Annotated in this window: 18 protein-coding genes; 10 read left to right on the top strand and 8 right to left on the bottom strand. The window is 71.8% G+C overall.

All coding sequences use genetic code 11. The features are described 5' to 3' along the window. From ACFTZC_RS41445 to ACFTZC_RS41425, 5 genes are all read right to left on the bottom strand, one after another. Positions 1–544: ABC transporter permease (locus ACFTZC_RS41445; RefSeq protein ID WP_382899248.1), on the bottom strand; the 544-nt coding region annotated here is incomplete at its 3' end. Further along, positions 541–1,482, bottom strand: coding sequence for an ABC transporter permease (locus ACFTZC_RS41440; RefSeq protein WP_382899246.1), 942 nt, complete (start codon positions 1,480–1,482; stop codon positions 541–543). The genes ACFTZC_RS41445 and ACFTZC_RS41440, both read right to left, overlap by 4 nt. 37 nt (positions 1,483–1,519) lie before the next feature. Beyond that, complete coding sequence (locus ACFTZC_RS41435; protein ID WP_382899244.1) at positions 1,520–3,031, bottom strand: ABC transporter substrate-binding protein; 1,512 nt, start codon at positions 3,029–3,031, stop codon at positions 1,520–1,522. Positions 3,032–3,174: 143 nt separating this feature from the next. Next, positions 3,175–4,062 carry a sugar phosphate isomerase/epimerase family protein gene (locus ACFTZC_RS41430; protein WP_382899242.1) on the bottom strand — a complete coding sequence of 296 codons (888 nt, stop codon included), beginning with the start codon at positions 4,060–4,062 and terminating at the stop codon, positions 3,175–3,177. A 54-nt stretch (positions 4,063–4,116) separates the two neighbouring features. Further along, on the bottom strand, positions 4,117–5,226 hold the full coding sequence (locus ACFTZC_RS41425; protein ID WP_382899240.1) for a Gfo/Idh/MocA family protein: 1,110 nt from the start codon (positions 5,224–5,226) through the stop codon (positions 4,117–4,119). 334 nt (positions 5,227–5,560) lie between these two features. Here ACFTZC_RS41425 and ACFTZC_RS41420 point away from each other — a divergent pair, with 334 nt between their 5' ends. Continuing rightward, positions 5,561–6,805: an ROK family protein gene (locus tag ACFTZC_RS41420; protein WP_382899238.1), complete on the top strand. Its 1,245-nt coding sequence runs from the start codon at positions 5,561–5,563 to the stop codon at positions 6,803–6,805. A 32-nt stretch (positions 6,806–6,837) separates the two neighbouring features. Here ACFTZC_RS41420 and ACFTZC_RS41415 read toward each other — a convergent pair whose 3' ends face one another. Beyond that, entirely contained in the window at positions 6,838–7,077 is a 240-nt protein-coding gene (locus tag ACFTZC_RS41415; protein ID WP_382899237.1) for a DUF6011 domain-containing protein, read from the bottom strand. A gap of 85 nt (positions 7,078–7,162) precedes the next feature. Here ACFTZC_RS41415 and ACFTZC_RS41410 point away from each other — a divergent pair, with 85 nt between their 5' ends. Next, entirely contained in the window at positions 7,163–7,651 is a 489-nt protein-coding gene (locus ACFTZC_RS41410; RefSeq protein WP_382899235.1) for a glutathione peroxidase, read from the top strand. A gap of 90 nt (positions 7,652–7,741) precedes the next feature. On the opposite strand, the gene ACFTZC_RS41405 is transcribed toward ACFTZC_RS41410, so the two are convergent. Beyond that, complete coding sequence (locus ACFTZC_RS41405; RefSeq protein ID WP_382899252.1) at positions 7,742–8,995, bottom strand: acyl-CoA dehydrogenase family protein; 1,254 nt, start codon at positions 8,993–8,995, stop codon at positions 7,742–7,744. A 178-nt stretch (positions 8,996–9,173) separates the two neighbouring features. Here ACFTZC_RS41405 and ACFTZC_RS41400 point away from each other — a divergent pair, with 178 nt between their 5' ends. Continuing rightward, positions 9,174–9,818 (top strand): TetR family transcriptional regulator, encoded by a 645-nt coding sequence (locus ACFTZC_RS41400; RefSeq protein ID WP_382899233.1) that lies wholly within the window; start codon positions 9,174–9,176, stop codon positions 9,816–9,818. A 129-nt stretch (positions 9,819–9,947) separates the two neighbouring features. Here ACFTZC_RS41400 and def read toward each other — a convergent pair whose 3' ends face one another. Then, a complete protein-coding gene (gene def / locus ACFTZC_RS41395) occupies positions 9,948–10,505 on the bottom strand; it encodes a peptide deformylase (RefSeq protein ID WP_382899231.1) in 558 nt (185 codons plus the stop codon). A 115-nt stretch (positions 10,506–10,620) separates the two neighbouring features. On the opposite strand from def, the gene ACFTZC_RS41390 reads away from it, so the two are divergent. From ACFTZC_RS41390 to ACFTZC_RS41360, 7 genes are all read left to right on the top strand, one after another. Beyond that, positions 10,621–11,859, top strand: a complete 1,239-nt coding sequence (locus tag ACFTZC_RS41390; RefSeq protein WP_365819202.1) for a MurT ligase domain-containing protein — start codon at positions 10,621–10,623, stop codon at positions 11,857–11,859. 46 nt (positions 11,860–11,905) lie between these two features. Next, a complete protein-coding gene (locus ACFTZC_RS41385) occupies positions 11,906–12,634 on the top strand; it encodes a type 1 glutamine amidotransferase (protein WP_382899229.1) in 729 nt (242 codons plus the stop codon). A gap of 234 nt (positions 12,635–12,868) precedes the next feature. Further along, the gene (locus ACFTZC_RS41380; protein ID WP_382899227.1) at positions 12,869–13,894 is read left to right on the top strand and encodes a 6-phosphofructokinase; all 1,026 of its coding nucleotides are present in this window, start codon (positions 12,869–12,871) and stop codon (positions 13,892–13,894) included. A gap of 185 nt (positions 13,895–14,079) precedes the next feature. Beyond that, entirely contained in the window at positions 14,080–15,045 is a 966-nt protein-coding gene (locus ACFTZC_RS41375) for a cytochrome c oxidase assembly protein (RefSeq protein WP_382899225.1), read from the top strand. A gap of 61 nt (positions 15,046–15,106) precedes the next feature. Continuing rightward, complete coding sequence (locus ACFTZC_RS41370) at positions 15,107–15,265, top strand: hypothetical protein (RefSeq protein ID WP_365819194.1); 159 nt, start codon at positions 15,107–15,109, stop codon at positions 15,263–15,265. Between the two features lie 132 nt (positions 15,266–15,397). Next, a complete protein-coding gene (locus ACFTZC_RS41365) occupies positions 15,398–15,859 on the top strand; it encodes an SRPBCC family protein (protein WP_382899223.1) in 462 nt (153 codons plus the stop codon). 83 nt (positions 15,860–15,942) lie between these two features. Beyond that, positions 15,943–16,284, top strand: a complete 342-nt coding sequence (locus ACFTZC_RS41360; RefSeq protein WP_382899250.1) for an ArsR/SmtB family transcription factor — start codon at positions 15,943–15,945, stop codon at positions 16,282–16,284. The last annotated feature ends 64 nt before the right edge of the window (positions 16,285–16,348 follow it).

Below are 16,348 nucleotides of genomic sequence, written 5' to 3'. Positions count from 1 at the left end.
CCACCGACGCCCGGATGAGGCGGAAGACCATCGGCGCCATGATCACACCGAGGACGGTCATCGCGACGTTGAGGTCCTGGGAGACGGCCGCCATCACGACGAGCATCACGATGATCGCGGGCACCGCCATGACGACGTTGACGGCCCAGCCGGCCACCGCGTCGAACCAGCCCCGGTAGAAGCCGCTGACCAGGCCGAGCGGCCCGCCTACCGCGAAGGCGACGAGTGCGGCGAGCGTACCGCCGAGCAGGCTGGTGCGGCCGCCGTACAGCAGCCGGGCGAGGACGTCCCGGCCGACGCCGTCGCCGCCGAGCGGATGCGCGCCCGACAGGGGGGCGAGTGTGTCGGCCATGGTGCTGTGGTCGGGCGAGTACGGGGTGAGCAGGGGCGCCGCCAGGCTCGCGGCGACGACCAGGCCGAGGATCACCAGGCAGACGACGGCCACGGGGTCGCGCAGGGTCCTGCGCAGCAGGCGGTCCCGGCCGGCGGCCACGGGGCCCTCCGAGGCCTCGGCCGTGGCACCGGCCGTGGGGGTCCCGGTCATGAGACACGCACCTTCGGGTTGAGCCAGCCGTACGCGATGTCCAGCAGGAGGTTGACCGCGACGACGATGACGACGGCGACCACCACCGTGCCGAGCAGCACGGGGGCGTCGCCGCGTACGGCGGCCGAGTTGGCGAGGGTGCCGATACCGGGCAGTCCGAACACCTTCTCCACGACGACGGCGCCGCTGATCAGGCCGATGAACTGCAGGGCGAGCACCGTCAGGGCGGGCGGGGCCGCGTTGCGCAGCGCGTGCTTGTACACGATGCTGCGGGTGGGCAGGCCCCGGCTGCGCAGGGTACGGACGAAGTCGGCACGCAGGACGTCGATCAGGGCGCCGCGCACCTGGAGGGCGGTGGCCGCGGTCGCACCGACCGCCAGGGAGACGGCGGGCAGCACGATCGAGCGGAGCCAGCCGGTGCCGGAGGTGCCGAGGTCCACGTATCCGGTGGCCGGCAGCCAGCCGAGCCGGACGGCCAGGGTGACCGCGAGGACGAGGGCGATCAGGAAGCTGGGCACGGCGGTGCCGAGCACCGCGGCGAACTGCACGCCACGGTCGACCCAGCCGCCGCGCAGCGCCGCCGCGGTGCCCAGCGCGACGCTGAGCACCATGGCGACGAGCAGGCCGGCGAGAACGACGGAGAGGGTGACCGGCAGGGTGTCCGTCAGGGACTGGTTCACCGGGTCGCCGGTGAACCACGAACTGCCGAGGTCTCCCTGGACGGCCTGGCCGATCCAGTGCCCGTACCGGTCCACGAGGGGCTGGTCCAGGCCGAGTTCATGGGTCTTGGCGGCCACGGCGGAGCGCGATGCGGTCTCACCGAGGACATTGCGTACGACGTCGGTGCCGGTGAGACTCAGCATCAGGAAGGTCGCGGTGGCCACGACGACCACCAGGACGGCGCCGGCGGCGAGGCGCCGGAACAGGAAGGCAAACACGGTCAGTTCCTCCTTCCGTGCAGGGGAGGGGCGGTGGTTACTTCGCCACCGGTGCGAAGTTCTGGATCGGCGGGAACTGGGTGCCGGGCTGCGGCGTCACACGGACGTCGGGGGCCGTCGCGTAGGCGTAGGCGATGACGTCCCAGGGGGCGTTCCAGGCCTGGTCGACCACGTAGGTGTTGAGTTCCTTCATCAGCGCGGTCCGCTCGGCCCCGGTCGCGTCACCGATGCGCTCGACGAGGTCGGCGGAGTGCGCGTCGGTGTACTTCAGCGGGTTCCAGGTCGACTTCTCGGTGAGCTGCAGCTGCACCTTGTCCCAGGCGGTCGGCGCGCCGAGCTTGAAGTACGACATCGCGTACTTGCCGGCGAGCATGCTGCTGAAGATCTGGTCGCTGGGCAGGGTGTCGAGAGTGACCTTGACGCCGATGTCCTTGAGGGACTGGGTGAGGGCGGCCTGCTCCTGCGGGAAGGCCGCGGAGAAGTCCGGCAGCGTGACCGCGAAGCCGTTCGGGTAACCGGCCTCGGCCAGCAGCTTCCTGGCCTTCGCCGGGTCGTAGGAGTACTTCGCGTCGAGCGCGGCGTCGTGGCCCTCCTCCCCCGGGGCGAGCAGTTGTGCGGTGGGCCTGCCGAGGCCGGTCTTGGCCGCCTTGATGATGGCCGGCCGGTCGAAGGCGTGGTTGAGCGCCTGCCGGACCTTCACCTTGCCGAGCGCGGGCACCTTCTTTCCGGCGCGGTCCCAGATGTACAGGCCCTCGACGTCGCCGGCCTGGTAGGTGCTGACCTTCAGGCCGCGGCCCTCGACGGTCTTGACCCGGTTGAGGTTGAGGGTCGCGCCGTCGAGCTGCCCGGACATCAGCGCGTTGGTGCGGGCGGTCGGGTCGGCGAGGTACTTGATGACGACACGGTCGTAGGGGAACGCCTTCGCGTTCCAGTAGTCCGCGTTGCGGGTGTAGGTGTACGTCTGGCCGGCGGTGGTGGCCGCGGTGTCCAGCTTGTACGGGCCGGACCCGATCGGGGTCTTCGGGTCCTTGAGCGACGCGGGACTGGCCATCATGCCGGGCACCTGGCCCAGCGCGGGCAGCAGGGCCGGTGTCGGGTGGCTCAGCTTCACGGCGACGGTGTGGGCGTCCACGACGTCGACGCCGGTGATGTCCTGGATCTCGCCGGCGGCGCTGGCGGTGCCGCTCTTGGTGTGCAGCAGGTTCGCGCGCACGGCGTCCGCGTCGAGCGGGGTGCCGTCGGTGAAGGTCACACCGTCGCGGAGCTTCAGTGTGAGGGTGGTCTGGGCCTTGTCGTACGACCAGGACGCGGCCAGGTTCGGGGTCGGCTCGCCCTTGGTGTCGACCCTGATCAGCGTGTCGTAGACCGGCTGGTAGTACTGGGCCTCGGGGCCCATGCTGGCCTTCGCCAGATCCCACGGTGTGGCCGTGACCGACTGGGCCAGGGTCAGTGTGCTGTCGCCGCCACCGCCGGCCGGAGTGCCGCCGGAGCAGGCAGTCGCGGCGACGGTCAGCAGTCCGGCGCCGATGAACGCCACTGTCTTGCGCATGGTTTCTCCACCTGTCTCATGTCCACAGTCTCCTCGTTTCCCCCCGGTCACCCGCTCCCGGCCGTGCACGGCCGGGTCCACCACGCCCGGTGCGCGTCGGTCGTCACACGCACCCGGCGCCCGTCACACGTACGCAGTGGTCATCACACGTACGCGGCGGCCCACTCGCCGCAGAGTCGCACACTGTCCTCGGGAGTGTCCCGGGCCCCGCGGTCGACCTCGATGATCAGCCAGCCGTCGAAGCCGTCGGGGAGAGCGTCGACGAAGCCGTCGATGTCGGCGTTCCCGTGCCCCGGTTCGGACCACAGGCCGGCCCGTACGGTCGTGCGGTAGTCCCAGGCCTCCTCCCTGGCCCGGGCCGCGAGGCCGAGGTCGAGATCCTTGATGTGGACGCTCGCCACGCGGTCGGCGTAGTCGCGTACGAGCCCGGCCGCGTCGGCGCCCGCCCAGGCGAGATGGCCCATGTCCGGCCCGAAGGCGAGGAGCGAGGCGTCGACCGTGTCGAGGATGAAGCGGGTCTCCTCCTCGGTCTCGGCCCAGGTGCCCACGTGCGGGTGGAAGGCGGGGGTGATGCCCTCTGCCCGGATGATCCCGGCGATCTCGGCGAGGAGGTCGCGCACCTCCTCCAGCCGGTCCCGCCGCGCGGCGTGGCCGACCGCGGGACGCGCCACGCGCTCCGCGTCCTTGGCCATGCCCATGGCGAGGAAGACGACAGGGACGCCGAGGGCCGCGTGCTGCTCGGCGACCCGGGCAGCGGCGTCGCGGTACGTCTGCCGCGCGGCGGCGTCCTCGGTGAGCCGGACCGGGATGTAGCCCGGCGCGGGGGCGATGCCGTGGTCGGCGAGGCGGGCGGCGTACGCCTCGGGCGTCATGTCGCCGGGGACGGCGCTGTGCAGCGCCGTGATGCCCGCGTCGCGGATGACGGACAGCTGCCGGTCGAGCGGCGGGGCGAGGGCGGGGTCGATCCAGCCCTCGGCGCTCGCCACCCATTGCAGGGGGTTGATGGCGAGGCGGTCCTGCCTGATCTTCATGTTCCGTGGTCCTTTCGGTGGGCGGTGCGCCGCTCAGAGGTCAGTGGCCAGAAGTCAGAGGGCGGTGCGCGGCGCGGGACGCGGGCAGGTGCTCGTCGGGACGAAGAAACGATCCTCCTGCTGGGAGACCTCGAACCCGGCGAGCACTTCGAGCGTGTGGAAGGCGAAGGCGGGGTTGGCCCGGTGCGGCTCACCGCCGAGCGCGCGGGCGAGGTCCCGCACCCCGAGCCCGCGGCGGTGCTGCTCGGCGGTGCCGACGGCGCCGAACAGCTCGGTGACCGGTGTCAGCACCTCCCACTCGGTGTCCCCGTGGCGCTTGACGCGTACGTCGCCGTCGAAGAAGTTGGGATTGGGCAGCGCGAGAGTGCCCTCGGTGCCGTAGATCTCGATGCGCGGCAGCTCGGTGTCCCAGACGTCGAAGCTCATCAGGACCGTGGCGATGGCACCGGAGGCGAAGGTCAGCGACGCGGAGGCGTGGGTGGGCACCTCGACGGTGACCTCGTCGACCACGCGGTCGGGGCTGGTGACCCGGCGGGTCCGTGCGCCGACCCGGGTCGCGGCGGACAACTGACGTACCGGACCGAGGCAGTTGACGAGGGCGGCCAGATAGTAGGGCCCCATGTCCATCACGGGCCCGCCACCCGGACCGTAGAAGGAGCGCGGGTCGGGGTGCCAGGTCTCGACGCGGCTGGAGCGTACGAAGGCGGTGGCGCCGACGGGCTCGCCGATCAGCCCGGTGTCGAGGGCGTGGCGCGCGGTCTGCACGGCGCTGCCGAGGAAGGTGTCGGGGGCCGAGCCGAGCAACCGCCCGCTGTCCGCGGCGGTTTCGAGGACTTCCCTGGCCTCCTCGACGGTCGCGGCCAGCGGCTTCTCCACATAGACGTGCTTGCCGGCCCGCAGTGCGGCGATGACGGTCTCCGCGTGGAAGCGCGGAGGGGTGATGTTGACGACGATCTCGACACGGTCGTCGTCGAGGAGTTCGGTGTCGTTCCCCCACGCCGGGATGGCGTGGTCGGCCGCGGCGCGCTCGGCGCGGGCCGTGTCGACATCGGCGATGCGGACCACGTCCAGCTCCGGGAAGGTGCGCAGGCCCTCGACGTACCGGCCCGATATGTTGCCCGCGCCCAGAATCCCGATGCGGTGCCGCGTGTGTTCCTGGCCCATGAATCTCCTGCGATCTCTTGTGCGTTGGCGGTGCCCTGCCAGGTCACCGACGGGCAGCGGTACGGATCCGGTACGGACCGGTGTGCGCGCCCGTGCGGGGTGTCGGGCGGTGTGATCAGCGGGCCGTCGTACGGCGACCGACCGCGGCCTGAACGCCGCGTTGCGCATCACCATCGTTTAGTTCGCGCATCGCGCACAAGAGAGGATTTTTAATTTTCTTAAAGGCCTAAAAGAAGGCATTGAACGGACGGTATGTCGCCGTAACATCGCTTACGTTCCGCCCGGGGAAAGGATTCATTGACGGACACAAGTTGGCAACATTAAGGTCACTCGAATGCATAAAGGCGAGGGCAACACAGCTGAGCCGACCCCACCGACGCCGGTGCCCGCCGCGCTCCACCGGGTGCTGGGCCTCGTCGTCTCCCGGGAGGCGACCAACCGCGCGGAGATCGCCCGCCGCAGCGGCCTGGCCCGGTCGACGGTGGGACAGCAGGTCGATCATCTCGTCGGGCGCGGCATCCTGCAGGAGCTGGAGTCCCGGCAGTCGGTGCGCGGGCGTCCGCCCCGGGTGCTGACGATCAGCCCGCGGGCCGGGACCATCGCCGTCGCGGACATCGACACCGGCGCGTCGCAGGTGGCCATCGCCGACCTGTCGCGGCGGCTGATCGCGCAGGACACCGTGGACATCCGGATCGACGCCGGGCCCCGGGCCGTGCTGGACGCGGTGAGCGAGCGGCTGCTGACCCTGCTGGAGAAGCACCGGCGCGATCCCCGCCGGGTGCGCTCGGTGGTGGTCGGCCTCCCGGGTCCCGTCGACTTCGAGCAGGGCTGCGCGGTGCAGCCGACGGGCATGCCCGGCTGGGACGGCCACTCGGTGAGCGACCATCTGCGGGAGCGTTTCCACGCGCCCGTGGTGGTCGACAACGACGTCAACCTGATGGCCCTCGGCGAAGCGGCGCAGGGTTCGTCGGGCACTCCCCTGCTCTGCGTCAAGATCTCCAGCGGGATCGGGGCCGGTCTCATCACGGCGGGCGGCGACGTGTACCGGGGCGCCGACGGAGCCGCCGGCGACATCGGCCACATCCGGGCCGTCGGCGCGGACAACGTGCTGTGCGCCTGCGGCAACGTCGGCTGCGTCGGGGCGATCGCCTCCCACCGGGCCATCCTGCGCACGCTCGGCATCCCCGAGTCGACCGACGACGACCCGCTGCACGGCGCCCGGGTCCTCGCGCAGCGCGTCGCCAAAGGGGATCCGCCCGCGCTGCACGCCGTACGGCAGGCCGCCACCGAGATCGGTGAGGTGGTGGCGATGCTGGTCCACATGTTCAACCCGCGCACCCTGGTCCTGGCCGGACCGCTGAGCGAGCTGCGCGACGATCTGCTCTCCGCCGTACGGGCCGTGGTCTACCAGCGGGCCCTGCCCCTCGCCACCCGCAAACTGACCATCACCACCAGCCGGCTCGGCCCCGGCTCCGGCCTTCACGGCGGCATCGCCCTCGCCACGCAGGACATCTTCAGCGCCCGGGGCATCGCCCGGCTGCTGGCCGACGAGACGGAGGAGGCGGAGGGGACCGCATAGACCGCATCAGGCCCCCGGGGCCGCCGGTGGCGTCAGATACCGGGCAGCGGGTCCTGTTCGGCCTCGCGGCGCCGGGTTCTGATCTCCGGCGCGGGCGGGTGGAGTTTGGCGTCGCAGGCGGGGCCGAGACCGGTGCGGCGCGAGGCCGTGCCGGTGAGCGGTCTGCCGCACATACGGCACCGGACGGGCCGGGGGCCGGCCGCGTCCGGCACGGAGCCGGGGAGCCGGCCGTCGGCGGCGGGCGGCGGGGGGTCGAGCGGTGTTTCGTCCACGGACCACCTCTACCAGCCCGGCCGCGGGGCGCCACGGTCACGGGTCCACAATGAGGGCGGACCACAGTCGAGCGAGGAGATCCCGATGACGCTGTACGACATCCCCCTGACGACCCTGACCGGCGAACCGACCTCCCTGGCCGCCTACGAGGGCCGGGCCGTCCTGCTGGTGAACGTGGCGTCCAAGTGCGGCCTCACCCCGCAGTACGCCGGCCTGGAGCGGCTCCAGCAGAGTTACGGGGAGCGCGGCTTCACCGTTCTCGGCGTGCCCTGCAACCAGTTCATGGGGCAGGAGCCCGGCACCGCGGACGAGATCCGGACGTTCTGCTCGACGACGTACGGCGTCAGCTTCCCGCTGCTCGCGAAGACGGATGTGAACGGGGAGACCCGGCACCCGCTCTACGCGGAGCTGACGAAGACGGCCGACGCCGCGGGCGAGGCGGGGGACGTCCAGTGGAACTTCGAGAAGTTCCTGATCTCCCCGAAGGGTGAGGTCGTCGCCCGGATCCGGCCGCGCACGGAGCCGGAGGACCCCGAGGTCGTCGCGGCCATCGAGGCCCAGCTCCCCGCCTGACACCCCGTCGGCCGGGTCCTCGACGGGATGCCCGTCCGGCTAGTCCCCGGCACCCGAGGACCCGGCATCCGAGGACCCGGCACCCCGGAACTACCGGATGGGCATCCCCGACAGGGTGCGGGCGATGACCAGCCGCTGAATCTCGCTCGTGCCCTCGAAAATGGTGTAGATCGCCGCGTCCCGGTGCATCCGCTCCACCGGGTACTCCCGGGTGAAGCCGTTGCCGCCGAGGATCTGCACCGCCTGCGCGGTGACCTGCTTCGCCGTCTCGCTCGCGTACAGCTTGGACATCGAGCCCTCGGCCGCGGTGAACGGCTTGCCCGTGGTGGCCATCCAGGACGCGCGCCAGACCAGCAGCCGGGCGGCGTCGATACGGGTGCGCATGTCGGCCAGCTGGAAGGCGATGCCCTGGTTGTCGATGATCGGGCGGCCGAACTGACTGCGGGTCTTCGCGTAGTCGAGCGCGACCTCGTACGCGGCGCGCGCCGTGCCCACCGCCATCGCGCCGACGGCCGGGCGGGACGCCTCGAAGGTCGCCATGGCGGCGTTCTTCACGCGTTCGCTGTCGTCCTTGCCGCTGCCGCCCGCGGCGGCCGCCGCGGCCCGCTCACGCGCCCGCGCGAGGCGCTCGTCCAGCTTCTCCTTCCCGCCGAGCAGGCAGTGCCCGGGGACCCGTACGTCCTCCAGGACGACCTCGGCGGTGTGGGAGGCGCGGATGCCGTGCTTCTTGAACTTCTGGCCCTGGGAGAGGCCCGGGGTGCCCGGCGGGACGATGAAGGAGGCGTGCCCCTTCGTGCCGAGTCCGGCGTCGACGACGGCGACCACGACATGGACGTGGGCGATACCGCCGTTGGTGGCCCAGGTCTTGGTGCCGTTCAGCACCCACTCGTCCTTGGCCTCGTCGTACACCGCGCGGGTGCGCATGGCGCCGACGTCGGAGCCCGCGTCGGGCTCCGAGGAGCAGAAGGCGGCGAGCTTCACGTCGTCGGGGTCGCCGTACATCTGCGGGATCCAGGTGCCGACCTGTTCCTCGGTGCCGTTGGCGAGGACACCGACGGCCGCCAGCCCCGTACCGACGATGGACAGCGCGATGCCCGCGTCACCCCAGAAGAGCTCCTCCATCACCAGCGGGATCCCCAGCCCCGTGGGGTCGAAGAACTGCTGGGCGTAGAAGTCCAGGGAGTAGATGCCGAGTTTGGCCGCCTCCTGGATGACCGGCCAGGGGGTCTCCTCACGCTCGTCCCACTCGGCGGCGGCGGGGCGGATGACATCGGCGGCGAAGCCGTGCAGCCAGTCACGGACCTGCCTCTGGTCGTCGTTGAGATCGAGCGTGAACCCGGTCATGTTCCCCTCCAGCACCACGTCACCCACGGTGTCGTTCCAGAATGTTACTTGCGGTAACAGCAGTCTGTTACTCATAAGTAGGGGATGTCAACCGGCCACCTTCTGATCAGCATTGACGGCGGGCAGGGTGTTACGTTGCCCGGGCGTCACGCAATCGCACGGGCGGGGAGACACACCTATGGAGAGCACACAGCAGGCCGAGCAGCAGCGCTCGGCCCGGCAGCGGCGCCGGCAGCTCCTGGAGGCCGCCGACCGGGTGGTGCTCAGGGACGGCCCGGGAGCCTCCATGAACGCCATCGCCGCGGAGGCCGGCATCACCAAGCCGATCCTCTACCGCCACTTCGGCGACAAGGGCGGACTGTACCGGGCGCTGGCCAAGCGCCATACGGACGCCCTGCTCGACGCGTTGCGGGCCGCGCTGGACGCGCCCGCCGGGCGGCGCGAGCGGGTGGAGGCCACGCTGGACACGTATCTCGCCGCGATCGAGGCGAGACCCCAGGTCTACCGGTTCCTGATGCATCCGGCCGAGGACACCCAGCTCCCGGAGCAGGGCTTCGACGTCGGCCGCCACTCGGCCCCGCTGCTGCGTCGGCTCGGCGAGGAACTGGCCAAGGTCATAGAGGACCGCGTCGACCTCGGCCCCGGCAGCGAGCAGCTCGCCCGGGTCTGGGGCCACGGCATCGTCGGCATGATGCACGGCGCCGGGGACTGGTGGCTCGGGGAACGCCCCTGCCCGCGCGAGCAGTTGGTGCGCAGCCTGGCGGATCTGCTCTGGGGCAGGCTGGCGGAGGTCGACGACCGCGCGGGCGGCCCCGGCTTCTGAGCCGGTACGGCACGGGCGTACGTCCGCGGCGTACTCGGCCGCACGGCGGTCCGGTAGGTCCGCGGCGTACCGGCCCGCACGGCGGGCAGGACAGGACCGGCGCCCCGGGTCACGGCATGGCCCCCCGGGTCACGGCGCGGCCGGCCGGCCCGTGGCCCAGGGCGCCCGGCGCGCCGCCCGGAGGGTTCTGGAGCGCCGCCATCCGGTGAGCCGGTCGGAGTAGAGGGTGCCCTCCAGATGGTCGCATTCGTGCTGGAGGCAGCGGGCGAAGAATCCCCGGCCCTCCACCCTGACCGGCGCGCCGTCCAGGGTGAAGCCCTCCACGACGGTGTGGTCGTACCGCTCCGTCCCCGCCTCGATGCCCGGCAGGGACAGACAGCCCTCGGGCCCGCGCAGCACGATGTCGTCCGCCTGGACCAGCCGGGGATTGACGAGGTGTCCGAGATGGCGGACGTCCTCGTCGTCCGGGCAGTCGTACACGAACACCCGCCGGGGAACGCCGATCTGGTTCGCGGCGAGCCCGACCCCCCGGGCGGCGTACATCGTCGCGAACAGATCCTCGACCAGCGCGCCGAGCGCGGGACCGAAGTCGGTGACGGGTTCACAGGGCGCGTGCAGGACGGGATCTCCGAGCAATCTCATGGCTCGTACTCGCCCGGTACTGCCGGGGATCGGACGGTTTCGCATGACGGTCAGGGTACGGTCCACGGTGAACCCCGCGATCTGCGCGGTGCCGCGGTTCGGGGCCCTGGCCTGATCTCGATAGGCTGGCCCACGGACCGACGCAAGGAGGATCAAGGCGATGTCAGGCAACACGGACCCGCTGACGCCGCGGGCCAAGCTGGCCGTGACGGCGGGCAAAGCCGCGGCGGCGGTGTCGCGCGCCGCAGGCCGCGGCAGCGGATCGGTGATCGGCGGGAAGGTGGCGCTCCGGCTCGACCCGGATCTGCTGGGCCGGCTGGCGCAGCATCTCGACGTCATCCTCGTGTCGGCGACCAACGGGAAGACCACGACCACCCGGCTGATCGCCGAGGCCCTGCGGGCCGCCGGCCCCGTGGTGTCGAACGCGCTCGGCGCCAACATGCCGGCCGGTATCACCTCGGCCCTCGCCGGCGGCTCGGACGCCCGGTTCGGTGTGATCGAGGTCGACGAGAAGTACCTCGCCGGCGTGGCCAGGGACACCACCCCCAAGGCCATCGCGCTGCTCAACCTCTCCCGCGACCAGCTCGACCGCGCCGCGGAGACCCGGATGCTCGCCGAGAAGTGGCGGGAGGGCCTGGCCGGCACGAAGTCCGTCGTCATCGCCAACGCGGACGACCCGCTGATCGTCTGGGCCGCCTCCTCCTCGCCCAACGTGGTCTGGGTGGCGGCGGGGCAGGAGTGGAAGGACGACGCCTGGTCGTGCCCCTCCTGCGGCGGTGTGATGCAGCGCCCCGGCGACGACTGGTTCTGCGGCGAGTGCGGCTTCCGCCGGCCGCCGCCGAGCTGGGCGCTCCACGGCGACCACGTCCTCGACCCGCACGGCTCCGCCTGGCCGATCCACCTCCAGCTCCCGGGCCGCGCCAACAAGGCGAACGCGGCGACCTCCGCGGCCGTCGCGGCGACCTTCGGGGTGCCGCCGCAGGTGGCGCTGGAGCGGATGTACCAGGTGCAGGCGGTCGCCGGCCGGTACGACGTGGTCTCGTTCCTCGGCCGCGACCTGCGGCTGCTGCTCGCCAAGAACCCGGCGGGCTGGCTGGAGACGTTCTCGCTCATCGACCCGCCGCCCACGCCGGTCATCCTCGCCGTCAACGCGCGCGGCGCCGACGGCACGGACACCTCGTGGCTGTGGGACGTGGACTACACCCGGCTGGCGGGCCACCCGATCTTCGTGATCGGGGACCGCAAGCTGGACCTCGCCGTACGTCTGGAGGTCGCGGGCCTGGACTTCCGGGTCTGCGAGACGCCCGACGAGGCCGTGCGGATGGCACCGCCCGGCCGTATCGAGGCGATCGCCAATTACACGTCGTTCCAGGATCTGCGCAGACGGGTGGGCAACTGAAGCCATGTCGGGATACATGACTCCCCGGAACCCGGAAGGACGAAGAATGAGCGACAACAGCCTGCGGCTGGTGTGGATCTACCCCGATCTGCTGAGCACCTACGGCGACCAGGGCAACGCTCTCGTGGTGGAGCGCCGGGCGCGCCAGCGCGGCCTCGGGGTCACACGGGTGGACGTACGCAGCGACCAGCCGGTGCCGACCTCCGGCGACATCTATCTGATCGGCGGCGGCGAGGACCGGCCCCAGCGGCTGGCGGCGGAGCGGCTGCGCCGCGACGGCGGGCTCAGCCGGGCTGTGTCCAACGGGGCCATCGTGTTCTCGGTCTGCGCCGGTTACCAGATCCTCGGGCACGAGTTCATCAACGACCTGGGCGAGCGCGAGGCCGGTCTCGGGCTGCTCGACGTGATCTCCACCCGCGGCGAGGGCGCGCGGTGCGTCGGCGACGTACTGGCGGACATCGACCCGCGGCTGAACCTGCCGCAGCTCACCGGTTTCGAGAACCACCAGGGCATCACCCACCTCGGCCCGGCGGCCCGGCCGTTCGCGCGGGTCCAGCTCGGCCGGGGCAACGGCACGGGCGACGGCACGGAGGGCGCGTACAACGACACCGTCTTCGGTACGTACATGCACGGCCCGGTGATGGCGCGCAACCCGCAGATCGCGGACCTGCTGCTGAAGCTGGCCCTCGATGTGAACGCGCTGCCGCCGACGGACGACCGGTGGTACGAGGCGCTGCGCGCCGAGCGGGTCGCCGCGGCGACCCAGCCCGCCTGATCGGCGCCCCGGCCCTGACCAGCGGCCCGGCCTGCCCGGCCGACGCCCCGGTCGGCGGCCCGGTCGGTCACCACCGCGCCCGGCGGTCCCCGGGCCCGGCCTCGCCCCGCGTCCGCCTGTCCAGCAGGCGGACGCGGGGTTTCGGTCCCCCCGGCGGCCGCCGGTAGGCTGGCGAAGATCTGGCCTGACAAGGGCGTCCGGCCGTCGGCCCACGTTGCAAAGGTAATCCGGGCTATGCGAATTGGTGTGCTCACGTCAGGCGGCGACTGTCCCGGCCTCAACGCCGTGATCAGGTCCGTCGTGCACCGGGCCGTCGTCGACCACGGCGACGAGGTGATCGGCTTCCACGACGGCTGGAAGGGCCTCCTGGAGTGCGACTACCGCAAGCTCGACCTCGACGCGGTGGCCGGCATCCTGGCCCGCGGCGGCACCATCCTCGGCTCGTCCCGTGTCCAGCCCGCGCATCTGCGCGACGGCGTGGAGCGGGCCAGGGGCCATGTCGCCGATCTCGGGCTCGACGCGATCATCCCGATCGGCGGTGAGGGCACGCTCAAGGCCGCGCATCTGCTCTCTGAGGCCGGTCTGCCGATCGTCGGCGTACCGAAGACCATCGACAACGACATCGCCTCGACCGACGTGACCTTCGGTTTCGACACGGCCGTCGGGGTCGCGACCGAGGCGCTCGACCGGCTCAAGACGACCGCCGAGTCGCACCAGCGCGTGCTGATCGTCGAGGTCATGGGCCGGCACACCGGCTGGATCGCGCTGCACTCCGGCATGGCGGCGGGCGCGCACGCCATCGTGGTGCCCGAGCGGCCCTTCGACATCGGTGAGCTGACCGAGGTGGTCGGCAAGCGGTTCTCGGCGGGCAAGCGGTTCGCGATCGTCGTGGTCGCGGAGGGCGCGAAGCCGCGCGAGGGCTCGATGGAGTTCGAGGTCGGCGGCAAGGACATGTACGGCCACGAGCGGTTCGCGGGCGTCGCCCGGCAGCTCTCGATCGAGCTGGAGGAGCGCCTCGGCAAGGAGGCCAGGCCCGTCATACTCGGGCACGTCCAGCGCGGCGGCACGCCCACCGCGTACGACCGGGTGCTGGCGACCCGGTTCGGCTGGCACGCGGTCGAGGCGGCGCACCGCTCCGAGTTCGGCATGCTGACGGCGCTGCGCGGCACGGACATCGTGATGGTCCCGCTGGGCGAGGCCGTGGAGACCCTCAAGACGGTGCCGCCGGAGCGGTACGCCGAGGCGGAGTGCGTGCTCTGACCCGCCCCCGGCCCCTCCCCCGGCCTCCGGTACGGGACGGACCGCCCCCGGTCGCGATCGCGGCCGGGGGCGGTTCTAGTCTGGTGCGGACGACCGGCGCGTGAACCACCGCCGGTGGGCGGCGGGCGCGGCGGAGGACGGCGGGCACCGCGGTCACGGCCACGGGAAGCACCGGGAGCGCACGGATGGATCACAGCGGGCACGGCATGACCATGGATCTGCCGCCGTTCACGCTGGGACGAGGGCTGGAGTACTCCCCCGACCTCTTCTTCCTGACCGGCTTCCTGGTCGCGCTCGCCCTGTACGGCTGGGGCGTCGTCCGGCTGCGCCGGCGCGGCGACGGCTGGGGGGTGGGCCGGACCGTCGCCTTCGTCCTCGGGGTGCTGACCATCGCGCTGGTGATGTGCACCGGGCTGAACGACTACGGCATGGTCATGTTCAGCGTGCACATGGTCCAGCACATGGTGATCAGCATGGTCTCGCCGATCCTGCTGCTGCTCGGCGCCCCGGTGACACTGGCGCTGCGCGCCCTGCCGGTCGCGGGCCGGGGCAGCGACGGGAGCAGCCGGAAGGGGCCGCGCGAGCTGCTGCTGGCGCTGCTGCACAGCCGGTACGTACGGGTGGTCACGCACCCGGCCTTCACCATCCCGCTCTTCATCGCGAGCCTGTACGGGCTCTACTTCACCCCGCTCTTCGACTTCCTGATGGAGTCCAAGGCCGGGCACATCGCGATGATGGTGCACTTCCTCGCCGTCGGACTGGTCTTCTTCTGGCCGATCATGGGGATCGACCCGGGGCCGCACCGGCCCGGGTATGTGATGCGGATGCTGGAGCTGTTCGCCGGGATGCCGTTCCACGCGTTCTTCGGCATCGCGCTGATGATGGCGAGCGAGCCGATGGTCAAGGCGTACGAGAACCCGCCCGCCTCGCTCGGGATCGATGCCCTCGCCGACCAGAACGCGGCCGGCGGCATCGCCTGGGCGTTCAGCGAGATCCCGTCCGTGCTGGTCCTGGTCGCACTGGTCTACCAGTGGTACCACTCGGAGCAGCGGCAGGCCCGGCGCACCGACCGGGCCGCGGACCGGGACGGCGACAAGGAGCTGGCGGAGTACAACGCCTACCTGGCCTCGCTCCAGGCCCGGGGGCGGTAGCGCGAACCCGGGTCGCCGGGCGACGATGGGCGTCATGGCCCCGGCCTGGAGGAGGACGCGTATGTCCGGATCCACGAAGACTATGGGTGTGGTGACCGTCGGCGCGCTGGTGGTGGTCACGGGGTACACGGCGGCGCTGGGCAGCAACGGCTGGCTGTGGTTCGGGTGGGTGGTCCTGGGGCTGGTGACGCTCGGCCTCGCCGTGGCCCGCGGCCACTGAGAGCGTCCGGCTCCCGCCGAGCACATCCCGCCAATGCGCAACCTCCCGGTTGCACAACAGTCCGATGAGTGCAACTCTTGAGTTGCACGTCAGAACTGTTTCCTCGGAGCTGCTTCCACCGGGAGGTTTCTCATGTCCACATCCGACGACCGCATCGAGCGCGAGGTCTTCATCGCGGCGCCCCCGGAGCGCGTCTGGGCGGTCCTCACCGAACCGGAACACGTCGGCTCGTGGTTCGGGCAGGGTGAGCCGACGCCCGTCGATCTGCGCCCCGGCGGGATCATGTTCCTGGACCACGGGAAGTTCGGCGAGTTCCGTACGGTCATCGTGAAGGTCGATCCGCCGCGCCACTTCTCGTACCGCTGGGCGAGCGCGTACCCCGGCGAGGTGGCCGACGAAGGGAACTCCACCCTCGTGGAGTTCACGCTCACGTCCGAGGGCGAGGGGACCCGGCTGCGGGTGGTGGAGACCGGCTTCGCCGCTATCGTGATCCCCGAGGAGCGGCGGGACACCGCCTCCAAGGAGAGCCACACGGGGGGCTGGACGGACATGGTCGGCGTCATCAGGGATTACGCGGAGCGGCTCGGCGCATGACGACGGACTCCGCCGGCGGGGACCCCGGGCAGGCCGCGCCCGGTTCCGGCGGCGGCACCGCCGCCGGAACCGGTCAGGACGCGGTGGCGGAGGTGCTCGCCGCGCTGGCGGACCCGACCCGGCGCCGGATACTCGACGCCCTGGCGGCGCACGGCGAGGCGACCGCGACGGTGCTGGCCGGGGAGCTGCCGGTCAGCCGGCAGGCCATCGTCAAGCATCTCGGCGTCCTGGACCGGGCCGGTCTGGTCACCGGACACCGGGAGGGGCGCGAGGCGCGGTACGCGGTACGCCCCGACCGGCTCAGTGTGACCGCGCGCTGGATGGACCGGGTCGCGGCCGACTGGGACGCCCGGCTGGCCACCATCAAGCGGCTCGCCGAGGCGGCGGCTCCGCCGGACGACGGAGCAACGGCGGCCGGAGCCTGACGCCCCGCGGCACATGCACCCGTACGGTGTGCACGTGCTGCGGGGCGTCAGGCTCCGGCCGCCG

Origin of the sequence: Streptomyces sp. NPDC056987 (assembly GCF_042673865.1) — a bacterium.
In the GTDB taxonomy this organism is placed as follows: Bacteria; Actinomycetota; Actinomycetes; order Streptomycetales; family Streptomycetaceae; genus Streptomyces.
Note: the sequence above shows the minus strand (reverse complement) of the source record. Positions and strands in the feature narration are given on the sequence as shown.

What these genes read in the sequence shown, in the direction of transcription:
- ACFTZC_RS41435 (WP_382899244.1), bottom strand. Translation starts at nt 3,031, where the DNA reads ATGCGCAAGACAGTGGCGTTCATCGGCGCCGGACTGCTGACCGTCGCC.
- ACFTZC_RS41430 (WP_382899242.1), bottom strand. Translation starts at nt 4,062, where the DNA reads ATGAAGATCAGGCAGGACCGCCTCGCCATCAACCCCCTGCAATGGGTG.
- ACFTZC_RS41425 (WP_382899240.1), bottom strand. Translation starts at nt 5,226, where the DNA reads ATGGGCCAGGAACACACGCGGCACCGCATCGGGATTCTGGGCGCGGGC.
- ACFTZC_RS41420 (WP_382899238.1), top strand. Translation starts at nt 5,561, where the DNA reads ATGCATAAAGGCGAGGGCAACACAGCTGAGCCGACCCCACCGACGCCG.
- ACFTZC_RS41410 (WP_382899235.1), top strand. Translation starts at nt 7,163, where the DNA reads ATGACGCTGTACGACATCCCCCTGACGACCCTGACCGGCGAACCGACC.
- ACFTZC_RS41405 (WP_382899252.1), bottom strand. Translation starts at nt 8,995, where the DNA reads ATGACCGGGTTCACGCTCGATCTCAACGACGACCAGAGGCAGGTCCGT.
- ACFTZC_RS41400 (WP_382899233.1), top strand. Translation starts at nt 9,174, where the DNA reads ATGGAGAGCACACAGCAGGCCGAGCAGCAGCGCTCGGCCCGGCAGCGG.
- def (WP_382899231.1), bottom strand. Translation starts at nt 10,505, where the DNA reads ATGCGAAACCGTCCGATCCCCGGCAGTACCGGGCGAGTACGAGCCATG.
- ACFTZC_RS41390 (WP_365819202.1), top strand. Translation starts at nt 10,621, where the DNA reads ATGTCAGGCAACACGGACCCGCTGACGCCGCGGGCCAAGCTGGCCGTG.
- ACFTZC_RS41385 (WP_382899229.1), top strand. Translation starts at nt 11,906, where the DNA reads ATGAGCGACAACAGCCTGCGGCTGGTGTGGATCTACCCCGATCTGCTG.
- ACFTZC_RS41380 (WP_382899227.1), top strand. Translation starts at nt 12,869, where the DNA reads ATGCGAATTGGTGTGCTCACGTCAGGCGGCGACTGTCCCGGCCTCAAC.
- ACFTZC_RS41375 (WP_382899225.1), top strand. Translation starts at nt 14,080, where the DNA reads ATGGATCACAGCGGGCACGGCATGACCATGGATCTGCCGCCGTTCACG.
- ACFTZC_RS41370 (WP_365819194.1), top strand. Translation starts at nt 15,107, where the DNA reads ATGTCCGGATCCACGAAGACTATGGGTGTGGTGACCGTCGGCGCGCTG.
- ACFTZC_RS41365 (WP_382899223.1), top strand. Translation starts at nt 15,398, where the DNA reads ATGTCCACATCCGACGACCGCATCGAGCGCGAGGTCTTCATCGCGGCG.